15 protein-coding genes are annotated in these 15,905 nt (G+C 58.5%); 8 read left to right on the top strand and 7 right to left on the bottom strand.

Annotated features, from left to right (window positions below):
• The 7 genes from KP707_RS11710 to KP707_RS11680 form a co-directional block, all read right to left on the bottom strand.
• A complete protein-coding gene (locus tag KP707_RS11710) occupies window positions 1-2,319 on the bottom strand; it encodes an LPS assembly protein LptD (protein WP_211503317.1) in 2,319 nt (772 codons plus the stop codon).
• Window positions 2,319-3,506: an LPS export ABC transporter permease LptG gene (lptG, locus tag KP707_RS11705; RefSeq protein WP_244591220.1), complete on the bottom strand. Its 1,188-nt coding sequence runs from the start codon at window positions 3,504-3,506 to the stop codon at window positions 2,319-2,321. The genes KP707_RS11710 and lptG overlap by 1 nt, the downstream gene beginning before the upstream one ends.
• Window positions 3,503-4,651: an LPS export ABC transporter permease LptF gene (gene lptF, locus KP707_RS11700; protein WP_046901247.1), complete on the bottom strand. Its 1,149-nt coding sequence runs from the start codon at window positions 4,649-4,651 to the stop codon at window positions 3,503-3,505. The genes lptG and lptF overlap by 4 nt, the downstream gene beginning before the upstream one ends.
• A gap of 56 nt (window positions 4,652-4,707) precedes the next feature.
• Window positions 4,708-5,190, bottom strand: a complete 483-nt coding sequence (locus KP707_RS11695) for a hypothetical protein (RefSeq protein ID WP_086632992.1) — start codon at window positions 5,188-5,190, stop codon at window positions 4,708-4,710.
• Window positions 5,191-5,193: 3 nt separating this feature from the next.
• Window positions 5,194-6,207, bottom strand: coding sequence for an L-threonylcarbamoyladenylate synthase (locus KP707_RS11690; RefSeq protein ID WP_211503318.1), 1,014 nt, complete (start codon window positions 6,205-6,207; stop codon window positions 5,194-5,196).
• Complete coding sequence (locus KP707_RS11685) at window positions 6,204-7,001, bottom strand: 3'(2'),5'-bisphosphate nucleotidase CysQ (protein ID WP_086632994.1); 798 nt, start codon at window positions 6,999-7,001, stop codon at window positions 6,204-6,206. Before KP707_RS11685 ends, KP707_RS11690 begins: the two co-directional genes overlap by 4 nt.
• Window positions 7,002-7,066: 65 nt before the next feature.
• On the bottom strand, window positions 7,067-7,705 hold the full coding sequence (locus KP707_RS11680) for a hypothetical protein (protein ID WP_211503319.1): 639 nt from the start codon (window positions 7,703-7,705) through the stop codon (window positions 7,067-7,069).
• 105 nt (window positions 7,706-7,810) lie between these two features.
• Here KP707_RS11680 and KP707_RS11675 point away from each other — a divergent pair, with 105 nt between their 5' ends.
• The 8 genes from KP707_RS11675 to KP707_RS11640 all read left to right on the top strand — a co-directional run bounded on the left by KP707_RS11675 (window position 7,811) and on the right by KP707_RS11640 (window position 15,905).
• A complete protein-coding gene (locus KP707_RS11675) occupies window positions 7,811-9,292 on the top strand; it encodes a leucyl aminopeptidase (protein WP_211503320.1) in 1,482 nt (493 codons plus the stop codon).
• 2 nt (window positions 9,293-9,294) lie between these two features.
• Entirely contained in the window at window positions 9,295-9,738 is a 444-nt protein-coding gene (locus KP707_RS11670) for a DNA polymerase III subunit chi (protein ID WP_211503321.1), read from the top strand.
• Between the two features lie 66 nt (window positions 9,739-9,804).
• Entirely contained in the window at window positions 9,805-10,650 is an 846-nt protein-coding gene (locus tag KP707_RS11665) for an aldo/keto reductase (RefSeq protein ID WP_211503322.1), read from the top strand.
• Between the two features lie 105 nt (window positions 10,651-10,755).
• Window positions 10,756-12,003, top strand: coding sequence for a hypothetical protein (locus KP707_RS11660; RefSeq protein ID WP_211503323.1), 1,248 nt, complete (start codon window positions 10,756-10,758; stop codon window positions 12,001-12,003).
• Window positions 12,000-12,860: a hypothetical protein gene (locus KP707_RS11655; RefSeq protein ID WP_211503324.1), complete on the top strand. Its 861-nt coding sequence runs from the start codon at window positions 12,000-12,002 to the stop codon at window positions 12,858-12,860. The genes KP707_RS11660 and KP707_RS11655 overlap by 4 nt, the downstream gene beginning before the upstream one ends.
• On the top strand, window positions 12,857-13,378 hold the full coding sequence (locus KP707_RS11650) for a hypothetical protein (protein ID WP_211503325.1): 522 nt from the start codon (window positions 12,857-12,859) through the stop codon (window positions 13,376-13,378). Before KP707_RS11655 ends, KP707_RS11650 begins: the two co-directional genes overlap by 4 nt.
• Window positions 13,378-14,469, top strand: a complete 1,092-nt coding sequence (locus KP707_RS11645; protein ID WP_211503326.1) for a hypothetical protein — start codon at window positions 13,378-13,380, stop codon at window positions 14,467-14,469. The genes KP707_RS11650 and KP707_RS11645 overlap by 1 nt, the downstream gene beginning before the upstream one ends.
• Complete coding sequence (locus KP707_RS11640) at window positions 14,439-15,905, top strand: hypothetical protein (RefSeq protein ID WP_249202966.1); 1,467 nt, start codon at window positions 14,439-14,441, stop codon at window positions 15,903-15,905. Before KP707_RS11645 ends, KP707_RS11640 begins: the two co-directional genes overlap by 31 nt.

Here is a 15,905-nt window from a genome sequence, read left to right as displayed (position 1 = left end):
TCAGCCGTTAATTCCGAAAGTGCCGATCGTTTTGAACGTGAAGTTGAACATCACAGTGGTGTTCCGCTGCTCGCCGCCGATCCGTGTGTACTGTTTGATATACATGATATCCAGCCCGAAGCAGTCGTTGGAATACCCAATATCCCCGCCATTTGCGACGAACTGTTTCCGGGACAGGCTGCGACGGAAGAAGCCTGACGCATGATACTGGCGCCAGTGGGTAGAGACACTGCCCGTAATTTCGTTCGTCTTGACCAGATAGGGCGAGTTTACGCCGCTCTCACGATAATTGGTGGCGTAATAATAATACGGTGTCACCGGGGCATAGAGGTAGCCGGCACTGAAGCGCAAAGCCGGGATGCCGGCGCTGAACAGGCCTTCGCCGTAGTCCACCTGATGAGTCCATGGATTATAACGACCGCGGGCCGTTACATCGAGGTACTTGTTGGGTGTGAAGCGCACACGGCCAACCGGGTCCGAAAGGTGATGATCCAGGCCGGAATACGGAATGCGGTTCTTTGTGATGTGCTCCTGGATGCTTTCACCCACCAGCATGTCGATGGAATGGCCGTTCCACGTCCAGCTCTGATGAACGCCGATATTGCCGCGCAATCCGCCATCGAGGCGATCTGTACCGGCATAGCGGTTTAGGGAGAACATGGTTGTATCGGTGAATTCGTACGTCAGGCTGTCTTCATTCGGCATATTGCTGTTGGCGGAGTTGCCGGTGTTAGGTGCGGCAATCAGCTGAACAATAGGCTCAAGAACCTGCGTGCCACGACCGCGGGCGAAAGACCGGAGGAACGGCCAGTTCATTTTGACGGCAATGGTTGGCAGAACCTGCCCTGTAATTTTTGTGCCGCCAACGGCGTAATAGGTCGGCTGCTGTGCAAGACGAGTGGCCCGATAGACGTTTGAGTCCAAGCGTGCCGTTACAAGCCACTGCTGGCCCAGACTGTTGTGGAACGGTCGGTCCCACTGCATCTGAAGCTGGCCACGCTGATCAGACACGCCCTTTGTACGGTACACGTCAAAGTCTGTGGTGTTCATGCTGAAACGCCCACCCAGTGCATCAGGCTGGCCCTGATAGGCGTAGGTGAAGCGGGGCAGTGCCCATGGCAGCTCGGAGTTCTGAATGACGCCCTGGTTCAGGCCCTGATAGGCCTGTGCGTCGAGGCGGGCGTAGGCACCTACGCCGTAGCCTTCAAGATAGACGTTCGAGTTGAGCGATTCCTGACCGTAACCAGGGACGCGGTAATCTCGCATGTAGTTGGCAGACGTCGCCAGATTGACGTTGATGCCCGCCTGCCAATGCTTGTTGATTGCGAAATTACCCTGACCGAACACGTAACCCTGAAGGCCGTATTCGCCTGAAGAGTTGACGTTGTTTCCGAACGTATTGACGTAGCGGCTCTCTCGGTTGGTGTCGTATGCTCCACCGGCCGTGATATCCAGCGTGCCAAAGTTGAAACGGCGGCGATATTCGCTGGTGATTTCCGGGCCGGTCTTTGTGGAGACCAGTCCACGAACGGTGAGGTCCTGACTGTCGTCAATGGCCCAGAAATATGGAAGGGTGAAATACGTTCCAAGATAGCGGTCATGCGGGCTGATACCGGCCATCAGGAAGCCGCTCTGTCGTTTGACCGAAGGGTCGGACATTGAGAAGAACGGAAAATAGAACACTGGAAGGCCGAGCATTTTCAACCAGGCATGGTTGAACTCGATACGCTTGTGCTGGGCATCCTGTGTGGCGCCATAGGCCTGGAACTGCCAGAATGGGGGAGCGTCAGGATTTGTTTCGCAGATCTTGCACGCCGTATAAACGGCATGTGAGAGATCATTGATCAGACCATTGGTGCGACGCATGCCGTTGCCGGCCAGCTTCGCATTGTCCTGCATCTGCATGTAGATGGACGTGCCGATGCCGTCATGCATGCCATGGCTGAATTCCATATAGACGGCATAGGTGGTGCTGCCATCTGGTTCCATGATGGCGACATGGCCGCGCGCTGCCAGAACGCCTGTGTTCCGGTCATAGGTGATCTTGTCGGCACGGAGAGCGTGGTCGCCCTGCCAGATGCGGACATTGCCTTCCCATGTGACGAGACCGTTCTTTGCGTAGCTTTCGCTGTCAGCCAGATAGGTGAGAGGGTCGTGCTCGGACGTCGGCTTGCCAATGACGATGATATGCGAATTGTCGCGCTGCATCGTATTGGCAAACATGTCCTGCGGCGCCACGAGCGCAGTTCCCGTCAGGGCGACGCCTGCAAGAGAGACGCATCTGCGGGCGCGTTTTGGGAGCCACCGGGGCACCGACATCAACCATCCTCCATATGCAGCAAAAGCGCGACCGCAAGGCAGAGCCCTGCGCCCGTGGGCGCCCATGCGGCAAGAACCGGCGGCAAAGCGCCAGATTCACCAAACTGTTCAGCCACTTTCGAGATCGTGAAAAGCGCAAAGCCTGCAGCAATTCCCGATCCCAGCATCCGGGCCACTCCGCCGCGTCGTGCGGGACGCATCGAAAACCCTGCGGACACCAATGCCATTGTACCAGCAAGGATGGGAAGAGCCAGAAGCGATTGGAAATGTAACCTGTGTCGAATTGAAGGGAAGCCGGATCGCTCCAGAAGGGAGATAAAGCTGGGTAGAGCAAAGACCGACAGCGTATCGGGCGATGCAAAACTTTCCTGAATGCGACTGACCGTAAGATCGGACGGAAGGCTCAGGGTTCCGATTTTTTCCGGCAGATGATCCGGATGCAGCAGGGACGAATCATTCAGGCTCCACTGCTGATGGGCGAGTGTTCCGGTTGGCGCTTCGACGCGGACGATCAGACGGTCCCGGTCATCCAAGCGGAAAATGGTCACGCCAGAGACATCGAGCGTATCCTGCGCAAGTTTGACGTTCTGGGCGTGGAGAATGGCAACGCCGTGTGGGGTCAGTCCATCGTCGGCCTGCCTGAGCCAGAGTTCGCCACCCTTGAGTGTGAGAACGCCACCACCCGTTCGAAGATAAGACTGATCCAGAAGCTCCGCCTGCCGATACATCGACGAGGAAAGCGCTGAGATGCCGGTGGTTGTGAACAGACCGATCAGGAGGGCGCAGGAGAGAGGGCTGGCAAGAAACTGCCAGGCAGAGATCCCTGCGGCTCTGGCAACGATGAGTTCGGACGACCGTGTCAGGCGGGAAAAGCAGACAATTCCGCCAAGCAGAATACCAAACGGCAGCACGTAAATGACGTAATACGGAATGTGCAGCCCTGCGATTTCAAGAATGAGGCTGGTGGGCACATTGGGGCGGGTTGCGGCGCGTCTGAGCAGATCAATGAAGTCGAACAGGGACACAAGCCCTGTCAGAGCCAGAACCATCGACAGCGTATTTAACGTGAAATGACGTGCGATGTAGATCGCCAGGGTCGTAGAAAACCCGACTTCCGCTTCCTGTGGTCTCAGGGTGTGGATGAGCGTGGAAAACCAGCTGCGATACCCGTCAGTGGTGGATTTCATGAGGGGCGTCCAGTCTGGCGCGTGGTTCCGGTCCACTGCTCGGCGAACAGAAGAGCTGCACAGATGATGCTTGGAAGAAGGGCTGCAACCCAGAGCAGGGGAACAAGAGCAAGATTTCTGCCAGCAAAATTCTGGAGCATGAGTGAAAGTGCGAGAAGCCCCACGACTGTCAGAATGGCGATCAGAGGACGGGTGATATTTCCATGGCGGGAGAACGTCCCCCGAAGAACAGCCACAAGCCCGATCATGGCGAAGGATAGCACAGTCAGTGGCGCAGTCAGGCGATGCCACCCTTCGACCGCAAATTTGCCCCTGTCACGCTCGGACACCTCGTTTGGATCCGGGTGGAATAGATCGTGCAATGGCATTTCCGATGCGTCCCGCTCTTCATGGTTGTTCTGGCGGGACGACGTTAGATCAATCGTGTTGCGGCCAAATGTCAGGACGTTCAGTCGCCCTGTATGCCGGTCAATTTCTTCACGAGAGCCATTGTAAAGGACGACGCGAGGCTTGTCGTTGACGGTTACGATCGTGCCCCGTTCGGCCAGAACGGTCGTATGGGCATCTGGATCACGATCATCTTCCACCAGAACACCGTGCAGCAGCCCGTTGGAATCCCGGGAGCGGACATACACGGTCATGTCCCCCGAGACCTTTGTGAAAACACCATCCTGAAGCAGGAAGGCGGCCATCTGATTGCGGATCTGGAATTCGTATCGATGGAACGCGTGATAGGACACCGGTGCCAGCCAGAGCGTCAAAACGTAGCACAGGCCGACGCAGGCTCCTGCGCAGATCAGGCCAGGGCGTGCCAGTTCCAGGGGGGAACGGCCAGCGGCGCGCATGACGGTCATTTCCCGGTCGCCGGACATTCGCTGATAGGTGAAGAGGATCACGAGGAAAGTTGTGATCGGCAGAATGACCGCCACAAAGGACGGCAACATCAGAGAGGTAAGCTGCAGGAAGACGCGCAGCGACAGCCCATGCTGAACAATCATCGAGACAAAATGCAGCGATTGTGTCAGCCAGATGAGCGCTACGGCTCCTCCTGTCAGCGCCAGAAGGGCGATGACAAGCTGGCGGAGAACGTATCGGTCAAGAAGGGGCAGCAGATGTCGCTTTGCAGCGCCGGGGGAAGAGGCCATGGCCCTTCATCTATCCTTAGCCTGTGACGGGAGAAAGGCAAAAAAACAAAACGGTATCAGCGGAAGTAGACTGATCGGTCAATCGGAGGCCGGTCTGTCAGGCTATGGTAGAACTGGCTTGTCGCGATCCCAAGCAATAGCCCCGCGCTGATCCCAAAGGCAATTGTAATGTAACGCCATGGGCGCTGGGCACGCTGCGTCGCGATCTCCGTCATGAGAGCTCGGCTCTCCATCTGCGTATGACTGAGGGCGCCCTGAGCGGACCGGAGGTGACCCTGGGCTTGTCGTAGTTCGCGCTCAAGATCGGAAATTCTTTGGCGGAACTGTTTTTCCCGGTCGGCTGCGTTTTGGCGTCCGGTGTCAGCAGCAAGGCTTGCGAACAGGTTTTTGAGTGCGCCGCCTGACAGATTATTGCGTTTGGCACGGAGACGGAGTGCTTCGAGCGCATTTTGGGCAGAACCAGACGGCTCTGCGAGAACCAGCGCGAGAATATCGGAAAGAATTTTGATATCTTTGGGGTCGAAGCGGTTCTCAGCCATGTGTCAGCCAAGAGCTTGAGAAAGTGGGCGTGGTTCAGCCGCACGCCGTAGCCGATCCCGAATTGCAAGCCCAAGACCCTGACGGGGAATGGGCTGTGCCGCGATGCATGTCAGTCCGCGTTTGGTGCCTTCTGCGTCCAGAAAGCGCAATCCTGCAAACAGGCGCGCTGCAGCTTCTTCCAGACTCCCGGTTTCACTCAGATTCCAGGTCAAGCCAGCATTGGAAAGCGCCGGGCCAAAGGCCAGCAGTGCTTCGTTGGGGCGGACGTCATAGGCGTCAAGGCGGACTGGCAGGGAGGGCGCATAATGAGACGCCAGCCTGCCAGGGGAAGAGGGAAGCGCTTCGGCAAAATCGTCCGGATGCTGGATTGGGCCACAGAGAGCCGTCAGTTCTTCCAGTGTCACGCCACCCGGCCTGAGCAGGACAGGTGTATCGCGTGTGAGATCCAAAACGGTGCTTTCTACTCCGACGGAGCACGGACCAGAATCCAGAATGGCATCAATCCGTCCATCCAGAGACCGCAGAACATGCGAGGCGTCTGACGGGCTGACAGTCCCGGAAATATTCGCAGATGGCGCTGCGATGGGGGCGCCAACCTCACGGAGGAGGGCAAGAGCCGTTTTGCCTCGGGGGACGCGAAGGGCCAGCGTGTTCAGGCCAGCGGCCGCCAGGTCCGAAACAGTGGAGTGTGGTCCGCGGGGCAGGACCATCGTCAGGGGCCCCGGCCAGAACTTGTCGGCCAGCGCATACGCCATGTCTTTGATCCGCCCATGCAGATCTGCCTGTGCAAAGGCGCTTTCTGCATCTGCCAGATGGCTGATGAGGGGATTGAAGCGGGGACGTCCCTTGGCTGCAAAAATACGCGCGACTGCAGTGTCGGACGACGCGAGCGCCCCCAGGCCATAAACGGTCTCGGTTCCGAAGGCGACGAGCTTACCGGCCTTCAGAAGCTCTGCAGCGCGGCGGATTCCGTTTGTGTCAGCAGTCAGGCATTCCGTGTTAAGGGTCTCGCTCACGAAGCGCCTCCGGTGCAGTAAAATGAAGAGTTCAGGCGGTCGGGCTTACCGTAACGCAAGGGCTGGCCGTTTTCATCCAGCAGGCTCCCCCCTGCGGCTTCGAGAATGGCCTGCGGGGCGGCGGTGTCCCACTCCATTGTCGGGCCGAAACGGGGATAGAAATCCGCAGCGCCTTCTGCGACGCGCATGAATTTTACGGAGGAGGCCAGCTTGTCGATGGATGCGACTTTCCGTCCGGCGAGCCACCGCTCAAGAAGCTCGGTATTCCCATGATGGCTGGACGCAAGAACGCGCAGCCCTTCAGCGGAAGGCTTGGCCGTGTGGATAGGGGTACTGGTCGTGCCATCGAAACGATGCGCGCCGAGCCCTATGCCCCCGCTGTAGATCAGTCCGTATCCTGGAAGTGCGACGACGCCCAGAGCGGGTCTGTCGCCACGGATCAGGCCTATATTGACGGTGAAGTCCTTGCCGCCGGACGAGAAGCCGCGGGTTCCGTCCAATGGGTCCACCAGCCAGTAGGCGTCCCCGGCTGTAACCTCAATCCCTGCGGACATTTCCTCTTCTCCGATCGCAGCGAGCGACGGGCACGCGGTGCGCAGGCCACGCAGGATGTGGTCTTCAGAGGCGCGATCTGCCTCCGTAACCGGAGAGGCGTCTTTCTTGACTTCCGTGAGGAAGCCTCGGGCACGGATTTCGTTGATGATGTCCGCTGCTTCCGAGGCCAGACGGAATGCGAGGGACAGCAGGGCGCGGTCATCGTCTGGGGAGACCGTATGGAGGGGGGCTGAGGTCATGCCTGCAAGGCTACTTCATGAAAGGCGTTTCGTCATGTGCTGATGCGAGGGATGTCACGTCGTGATTACGGGAAGCATCCATCTGGAGAGGAGGGCGGCCCCGCATCGGCGGACAGGGGCAGGCCTGTGGCGACTTTCAATGCGATATCGGAGCTACAGAATGTGCCCGGGACTGCGATCTTTTTGACAAAATGAAAATAGAGCGGTGTCCATCCGGGAACGCCATCTGATGCGACAAGGCTGTAAATGTAAATGATGGTTGGGCCACGAGAGGTTACAGGGCCATCTTGTGGGTTTCGAATGGCTTCGAGCAAGAGAGTCGCGGGTCTTCCATCCAGTATGCCATGAGCAAATTGAACGGTGGTCAACGCGTCCTCGCCCGTATGAGGTGAATCTCTCAGATGGTCTTCGAATGAGTGATCGGGTGTCTCTGTGGATCCTTCGATACCAATAACGCTGGTTCTTTTGTCGATGACGGTCGTCAGAACATACATGTGATAGCCCCACGCATTTCCGTTGTCCCGCCATGCCTGGAAAATGGAGAACGGTCCGAGTGGGCTTTCGAAAGTGTTCAGTCCGTCATGCAGGGGCAGGAGTGAGAGCCGGCTGAGTTGCCCGGAGGCCTCGTGCGCTGTTGCATGCGGAACAGAGCACGCCAATGAGGCGATGATTGCAGCGGAAATGAAGCCGGAACGCAGTGACATGTGACGTCTCCGTTGTGCTCATCGAACTGCTCCCCTCTTGTGTGGAAGCACGCTGTTCCCGATAACGGGAGCACTGAAATGGTTCTGCCATGCAAAAGGTGCGATATGCTCGATATTTCTTTTGGTTCGCTTCCAGCGCTGAACGACGCTCAGCCACAGGCCGTTGCCTTGATTGGGCATGGGAAGGCGACCTTTGAAGACAGCACCTTCAAGGCACTCGATGACGCGACGGCTGGTGCATTGAGCCGTGCTGCGTCTTTCAAGGGTTTTAAGGGCGAAGTTGGGCAGACAGTTGTGCTGACGGCTCCATCTGCTGGTCTGTCTCAGGTTGTTCTGGTGGGATGTGCGGCTAAGGATGGCTCGGCTGTCGGATCGGTTGCTGTTGAAAATGCTGGTGGCTCTGCGGCTAAAGCGCTCGATGGCGTGGCTGATGCTGCTCTCGCCCTGACGGCAGATATTGCAGAATTTGCACCGGAAGCTGCGTTGGGTGCGCGTCTGGCTCGTTACGACTTTGCTCTGTATCGCACGAAGAAGTCTTCCGAGAGGCCGGTTCTGAAGGCTTTGACGGTCGTGGCTTCGGATGTTGCCGCCGCTGAAGCGCGCTGGACGGCTCTGGATGCCGTATCTCGCGGTGTGTTTCTGACCCGTGACCTTATCAGCGAACCCGCCAACATTCTGTCTCCGGAAACGTTCACAGCGCGGATCGAAGCGCTCCGTGAGACGGGTCTTGAAGTGGAGGTTCTCGATGAAGCCGCCATGCAGGAATTGGGCTTTGGTGCCCTTCTGGGTGTGGCACAGGGAAGTGCGAACAAGCCCCGCACGGTGATCGTCCGTCATAATGGCGGTGGTGATGAGGCCCCTTTAGCCTTCATCGGTAAGGGCGTAACGTTTGATAGCGGCGGAATTTCGATCAAGCCTGCTGCCGGCATGGACGAAATGAAGACCGATATGGGCGGTGCCGCCACGGTGATCGGCCTCATGAGCGCACTGGCGCGCCGCAAGGCTCCCGTAAATGCGATCGGTGTTGTCGGACTGGTGGAAAACATGGTGTCCGACCGGGCCCAGCGTCCGGGCGATATTGTGACGAGTTATAGCGGCCAGACCATTGAAGTGCTGAACACGGATGCCGAAGGCCGTCTGGTTCTGGCGGATGTTCTTGCCTACACAAAGGATCGTTTCAAGCCGAAGCTGATGGTCGATCTGGCCACATTGACTGGTGCGATCGTGGTGAGTCTTGGAACGGAAAACGCAGGTTTGTTCAGCAATGACGACACGCTGGCTTCCGGTTTGTTCGAGGCTGGAAAACAGGTTGGCGAAGGTCTGTGGCGGATGCCGATGGGCGAGGCCTACAACCGCCAGATCGACTCTGACATCGCTGATATGAAGAACATTGGTGGCCGTCCGGGGAGTGCCATTCTGGCGGCTGAGTTCCTGAAGCGCTTCGTTGGTGAGACTGTCTGGGCGCATCTGGATATTGCGGGCACGACATGGAAGACGACGGCGTCCCCGACGGCTCCGAAGGGTGCAACTGGGTTTGGGGTTCGTCTTCTGAACCAGTTCGTACAGTCTCATGAGGCCCGTGCCTAAGAGTGGATGTCGGATTTTATCATCTGACGCGGACGCCTCTGGAAGAGGCGTTGCCTGCGCTTTTGGGTAAGACGCTGGATGTTGGGGAGCGGGCCTTGGTCCGTTGCCCCGATGCAGCGTCCGTTACGGCTCTGGATGCCGCACTCTGGGCGTCCCGCGATCCTGTGTGGCTTCCGCATGGCACTGCGAAAATGGGTCATGCGTCCTGGCAGCCAATCTGGCTGACAGAAGGGACTGATGTGCCGAATGGCGCAAAGTTCCTGTTCCGGATTGATGGCGCTGGAGAAGACGATTTTTCTCCGTTCACAAGAATTTTTGACCTGTTCGATGGGCGTGACCCCGCGAGCGTCCAGAAGGCCCGTCAAAGATGGGTAGCCTTGAAAGCGGCGGGCCATACTCTTGTGTACTGGCAGCAGCAGGAGCGGGGCTGGAAGAAGTCCGGCTGAGGTTCAGGCGGAACATCTTCGGGGGGTATGTCGTTGTGTGACAGAGTTCTTCCCGGGAGACGCCTTATGAAAACCGTTACGCTCCGCAACGGCACCACCGTTCCTGCATTGGGAATGGGGACATGGAATGTCGGAGACAGTGCAGATCGCCGCCCTTTGGAAATCAAGAGTTTGCGCACGGGCCTCGAAGCCGGTTTACGGGTTATCGACACAGCGGAAATGTATGGAAACGGCAGGTCTGAAAAGCTGGTTGGTGAAGCTATCGCGGATGTGCGGGATGATGTTTATCTCGTCAGCAAGGTTCTCCCGTCCAACGCGTCTTATGACGGCGTGCGCCGGGCCTGCCGGCGCTCGCTGGACCGCCTGGATACGGACTGGCTGGACATGTATCTGCTGCACTGGCGTGGTGGTACGCCGCTGGAAGAGACCATTCGGGCGTTTGAAGACCTCCAGACAGACGGGCTGATCCGGGGATGGGGTGTTTCGAACTTCGATGTTGATGACATGGAAGAAATCGAGGCGCTTTCAGGGTCCTGTCAGGTCAATCAGGTTCTTTACAGTCTGGAGCATCGCGGAACAGAGTTTGATCTGCTGGATCATGATCTTTCGACCGGCACTGTGACGATGGCTTATTCTCCCTTGGGGCAGGGCGGTGAACTTCTCCAGCACCCCGCTCTTGCCGAGATCGCAGGGAGACATGAGACGTCTGCTGGCCCGGCTGATCCTGCTCAGATTGCACTGGCCTGGGTGATGCGTCGGGAAAATGTCATGGCTATTCCCAAGGCTGGCTCTCCAAAGCATCTCATCTCCAATGTTGCCAGTTTGGAAATCAGCCTCACTGAAGAGGACCTGAAAGTTCTGGATCATGCTTTCCCTCCGCCGCAACGCAAGGTATCTCTCGCCATGATCTGACGGGCATGATCTGATACGGCCCGTTCCCACTCTGGACCGGACCGTACCCTGCTCACTTTTTCTGCCCTGTTTCATACTGATCCGGTCTCTCTTTGCCTTGCGGCATTGACCTTTCCTGCTGCTCTTAAGACAGACCGGGAAAGCCGTGTTGGCCGGGGGCGCTTTGCGCTTCCGGCAGCTCTTGCGGCTGTATTGTTGACGTTTGCCCCGGCTGTTGCTGTAGCGATTGGCGTGCTGATGACGCAGGAGCGCAAAGCGTGCCCGGTATGGTGGGCGCTGCCAGCTCTCATATGCTCGACGTTGATGCCAGACAGTACGTTGGCGCTTCTTTCTCTCTTTCCGGTGCTGTTCTGGTCGGCGCTCTTTACGCGTGAGGGTGCGCTGTTTCCGGCGTTGTCGTCTGTTCTTGCCGTTGCGCTTGTCTGGCATGCGGGGGCCGTGGTCCCTATCGGCTGTGCAGCGGGACTGGCTGCTCTTGTTTTGCTCGTTTTAGGGCGCAGCGTGTTCTGGGGAATTTCCCCTGGCGATCTGGGACTGGTCCGGCCTGCCATTCTGGCAACGCTTCTGATTGCAGCGCAGGATGAGGGCATGGGGACAGGCGCGCGGATTGCGCTTGAAAGTCTGTTGCTGGATCTGACCCTGATAGCGCTGTCCGTTCCGGTGCTGAGACTGATGCCAGTCCTCGTGACGTTGCGTCTGCCGTTTCCACCCCTGCCGGGGTTTCTTGTGTTGTGGCTGGGAATTCACGCTGCGCTGGGGCTGGCTGCCGGTGTGCAGGGCTGGAGCGTGATTGGAGTGCTTGTGGCGCTTCTGATTGGCCTGATTTCACTGTTTGATGTTTTGACTGTGGGGCGTCGGCCCGACACGGGCGTTTTGCCTATCGGTCCAGCTGGTGCGGTCTGCGGGGTTATTTTAGGCGCGCTGCTGCTGCCGATGGCAGTGTTTGGTGTGTTCAGTCCCGTGCTTCATCACGTCGAGGGAGAGTGGGTCTGGCCGTTCTGGTCTTTGGGTGGGGGAGACGGCGCGCACCTCAAGGTGCCAGCTTTGATGTTAATTCTCAGTGTGATGTGGCTGTTCTTTGTAAAATCGTGGCGCACGGAGCGCGGTCTTGAAAAGGCTATCGCGAACTTACTGCTTCCGGGGACGCAGACCGGACGTTCCGAGACCGGACTCTTCGAAGAACCTCCGGCTCTGCCCTGGATCATGCGTCGTTTGATTGTCGGTGGTCGTATTCGTCTTCAGGCACTGGCGGCGCTTAAGAGCGGTCAAATGCCAGATATGCGGCAGATGGCGGTGGGGCTCTGGCTTGTGCTGCTTGCGCTTGTTCTGGTGGTTCTGGGTCTGACAGCATGATGATGACCGGTCTGTGGGCTGTCGCCCAGACATTGTTTCAGCTTTTTATTCTTCTGGCTCTGGCGCCTGTCATGGGGTGGGCGCTGGCAGAGTTGCCTCGCTGGATAAATGGCGAAGCAATTTGCGGGCCTCAGCGTCAGATGCGCAGGGCAATCGGTTTCTGGGGCGTTGTCTTAAGGCAGCCTGTCGCACCGAGACTGGCGCTTGTCTTGGCCATTGCATTGTTGATCTTTGTTGTTCTGCCTGCCGTGACGACGGGCGGGGCATTTGTTTCTCTCGCCAATCCTCTGCTGATCGGCCTTTTGCTGCTGGCCGGTCGCCTCATGTTAGGTGTTCCACAGCAAAGGGAAGAATGGCGGCGGGTTCTCCCTGCCGTTCTGGTGCTCTGCCTGACGGAAGCCTTGATTGCGCTTGCGGCACCGGGCGCGGATGGTCTGGGGGGCTTATGTGCCATGTTGCACATTGAGCCAGCACCAGGGCTGGAAGGCGCGCTGGGCGCATGCGCATTGGCGTTGGCAATTTCCTGCCCGCCCCTGCGTGAAGACGATATGATCCAGCGTCTGGACGGCGAAAAACGCCGTCAGGCTCGTGAGATGTCGCGGAATGTTGCGGAAGTTTTGAATGCGGCCTGGCTTCTGCTGCTGGCTGATCTCGCTCTGCCCATCACGGTTGGTCTGGGTGGAAGCGATGTGACGGGCTGGTTTGTTGGATTGGGCGGGCTGTTGGGTCGACTTGCTCTTGTGGTGGTCGTGCTTATTGGACTGAGGCTCACCGCACAGGAACGCAGTGAACGACTGACGGCGCTATTTGCCGGAGTGGCGCTTCTGCTCGCGCTCGCCGGGAGGTTTGCGACATGATTGTCGGATTTGGCATGCTCCTGTTGCTGGCGCTTGCCGGGCTGGGGCGAGATGGACGAGGCCTGCCCCTTTACGGTCTGGTATGTGCTTTTGCAGGGGCGACAGTCTGTGGAGGGCTTCTGGCGCTGCTCACCTCAATCGCGTTAATCGGTCTGAATATTGGTGCCTGGATATGGCTCAGGCGGTTCGCTGGTCATGTGCCAGATCGCGGTGCCGTGCTGCCTGTGGTCGGGGCGTTGCTTCTGCTGCTGGCACTAGGTCTCTCAGGTGCGAGTCTTGGGTTGGCGCCTGTGTTGGGAGCGGGAGCGGTTCTGGTGGGCCTGTGTGGCGCTGCTTTCGGCCCAGCCCTTGTGCAGTTTACAGGGCTGCTGATGGCTGCTGACGGACTGATTGTCATGGCGTGTGTTCTTCAGTCGTGGCCGTTCTTTGCTGCGGCTGTAGCGCTATGGGGTGTTCTGGGCGCACTGGGTATGACGCTGTTGCCACGCCTTGCCTGGCGGCGGGTGGAGGAAAACTGATGCATCCACTTGCTCCCGTTGGAACTCTGTTCGCCGTGACAGTCTGGCCGCTTCTGGCTGCTTTTCTGCTACTCATGACACCTCCCGGTCGACAGGCTGTCAGCAGTCGTACGTTTGCGATTGCTGGTGCTCTCATGACCCCTGTTGCAGTTTGGCTGATGCCGGGTGCGGATGCGCTCGCCGCCGCGTGCTCCTGCGTGGTTGCAGTCATGCCGCTTCTTTTACCGCCTGCGGGAGACCGGGTTGGACGCATTCTGCCCTTTCTGGTGACTGGATGCGCTTTGATGGCCCTGAATGTTCATTCAGCTTTTGCCGTCACGGTGCTGTGCGGCGCAGGAACGGTTCTCTGGGCCTGGCGCGAGGGCCGGGGAGCGCAGAAGGCTGCCATTGTCTGGGATATGGCGAGGTCACGTCTCGGTGGAGTTATTCTGGGAGTGCTGGGGGCATCCCTGCTGTCGATGGATCAGTCTCCTCTGGGGCCGGTTCTGCTGACAGTCGGGTTGTGCATGATGGCCGGTCTGGGGCCGTCTCCCGTCCCGGAACCTGATGCCGTATTGCTTGATACGGGTCTGAGGTTTGCGGCCATTCTGCTGATGTTGCGCCTGGACGGGCACCCGCTCGTTCATATTCTGGTGCTGGTCGCAGGGTTTGGGACACTGATCATGCGTATGGCAGGCCAGTCCCGAGGTCGCGGTGTCTTCTTGCCCATTCTGTCCTCGCTGGGTGCGATTGCCGCGGCGGTTGGTGAAGGAAGTGCAATTGTCCTTCTTTTGGTGGCGTCTGTCGGATTGGCTGTTCTGGAACGTCAGAATGACGGACGTCGATACGAAATGGTTGCTGCTGGTGTAGCGCCATGGCCGGTCTTTTGCGCTTTGTTGGCGATTGGTCGCTCTCTCGAGCCACTGCTCCTGGTGCTGATGATCGTTTGTCTTCTGCCCGGGTTGAGGCAGGTTCGTCTGGCCGGGCTGATGCCGTCCGGTCTTAGTCTCAAGGGTGGCATTGTTCCGGCCGTTGAAGCTGTTCTTTTGCTTGTCGGTCTTTGTGGGCCAATGCTTCTGGCATGGCATCCAGCACCCGGGTGGCGGCCATGATAAGCATGGAACGCATCATCCGGAGTGGTGAGCGAATTGCACTGGCGCATTACCATCTTGATCCCGAGCAATGGGAAGTGATGCTGACTGCACCTGGCAGAGCTTTGTCACTGTTGTCCTGCTGGGCGGATGAGCAGCGTGTTTACGTGCTGTTGCTGGACGGCGATTGCCCGCTGATGGCCAGTACGCCGGTGGAAGATCGTCGCTATCTGGCGCCATCTTCACGTTTCCCTGCGGCGGAGTGGGGGGAGCGTGTGGCCTATGATCTCTGGGGCGTTGAGGCCATGAGTGCCTGCGGAGATGGTCGTCCTGCCCTTGATGATGGTTTCTGGGAAACGACATGGCCGCTGTCCTCAAGGCCGGGGCCTGGAGGGCAGGCTATGCCCTTGCCTGCGGGCCGTAGCCGTCTGCGCGCGGAAACAACAGGATTGAGCGGTCCGCTCGAACTCTCTTTCGATGTTGTGCGCGGCGCAGTGCAAGGGCTGTCCGTCGATGCCGGACTGGCTCATCGCGGTGTGTTGCAACGCATGGTTGGATTGTCGCCTGAAGAGGCTCTCCCGCTGGTTGCCCGCATGACGGCTGGGGGTTTTGTCGCTCACCCAATGGCGTTTTCCCGGGCTGTTGCCCAAGCGCGCGGGTTGCAGCCGGGTCCAGGGACGCGGGATGCCTGGATGATCCTTCTGGAAATCGAGCGAATTTCCGTCCACCTCTTCGATATGGCGAGAACAGCACGTGCCGTGGATGCGGGGCTGCTGGCAACACACTGTGAGCATGCGCGGGAGGCTATTGCCGCCGCTTGTGCAGAGCAGGGCGTACCGCGCCGACTAACAGACGTAATTACGTGTGAGGGTGTGCGGTCTGGTTTGGAAATCGTTCCGCTGGCTCAAGCTGTTCTGGAGGTCATGTATTCCCGCATGGCGCAACTGCGCGAACTGCAATCCGTATTTGCACCCCGTTTGAAGGGACTGGCTGTTTTGGCGCCCGCGCAGGCACGTGAGTTTGCCGTGGGTGGTCTGGTCGGTCGGGCTTCAGGTCGAAGCCTGGATGTGCGTCGCAGGGAAGTTGGTATGCGGCTGGATGCTTTGCGGGCAACAGGCTCTAGCGATGGCGATGCGGCAGCTCGCGATGCGCTGCGTTTGACGGAAATCCGGGATTCTCTGGCTTTAATCAAGCGGATTTTGGGGAGCATCGGCATGGATGATGACGAGCCCGCACCTGAAGCCACGCAGGAAGGCATCGGCGCGGCTGAAGGGGCGAGAGGTGACGTCTGGTACTGGGTCCGTCTGAAGAATGGGAAGATTGAGTCTGTCCATGCCCGAGACCCGGCTGTCTCTTTGCTACCCGTTCTGCATCGCGTTTTGCAGGGAGAGGCTCCAGAGCGTCTGAGCGCCGGGCTGAAGTCTCTGGCTCTGGCCCCGTCTGGAGTGGCGATGTGA

The organism is Gluconobacter sp. P5E10 (assembly GCF_018812145.1).
Classification (GTDB): domain Bacteria; phylum Pseudomonadota; class Alphaproteobacteria; order Acetobacterales; family Acetobacteraceae; genus Gluconobacter; species Gluconobacter cerinus.
The sequence above is the reverse complement of the archived record's forward strand: the minus strand, read 5'-3'. Positions and strand labels throughout refer to the sequence as shown.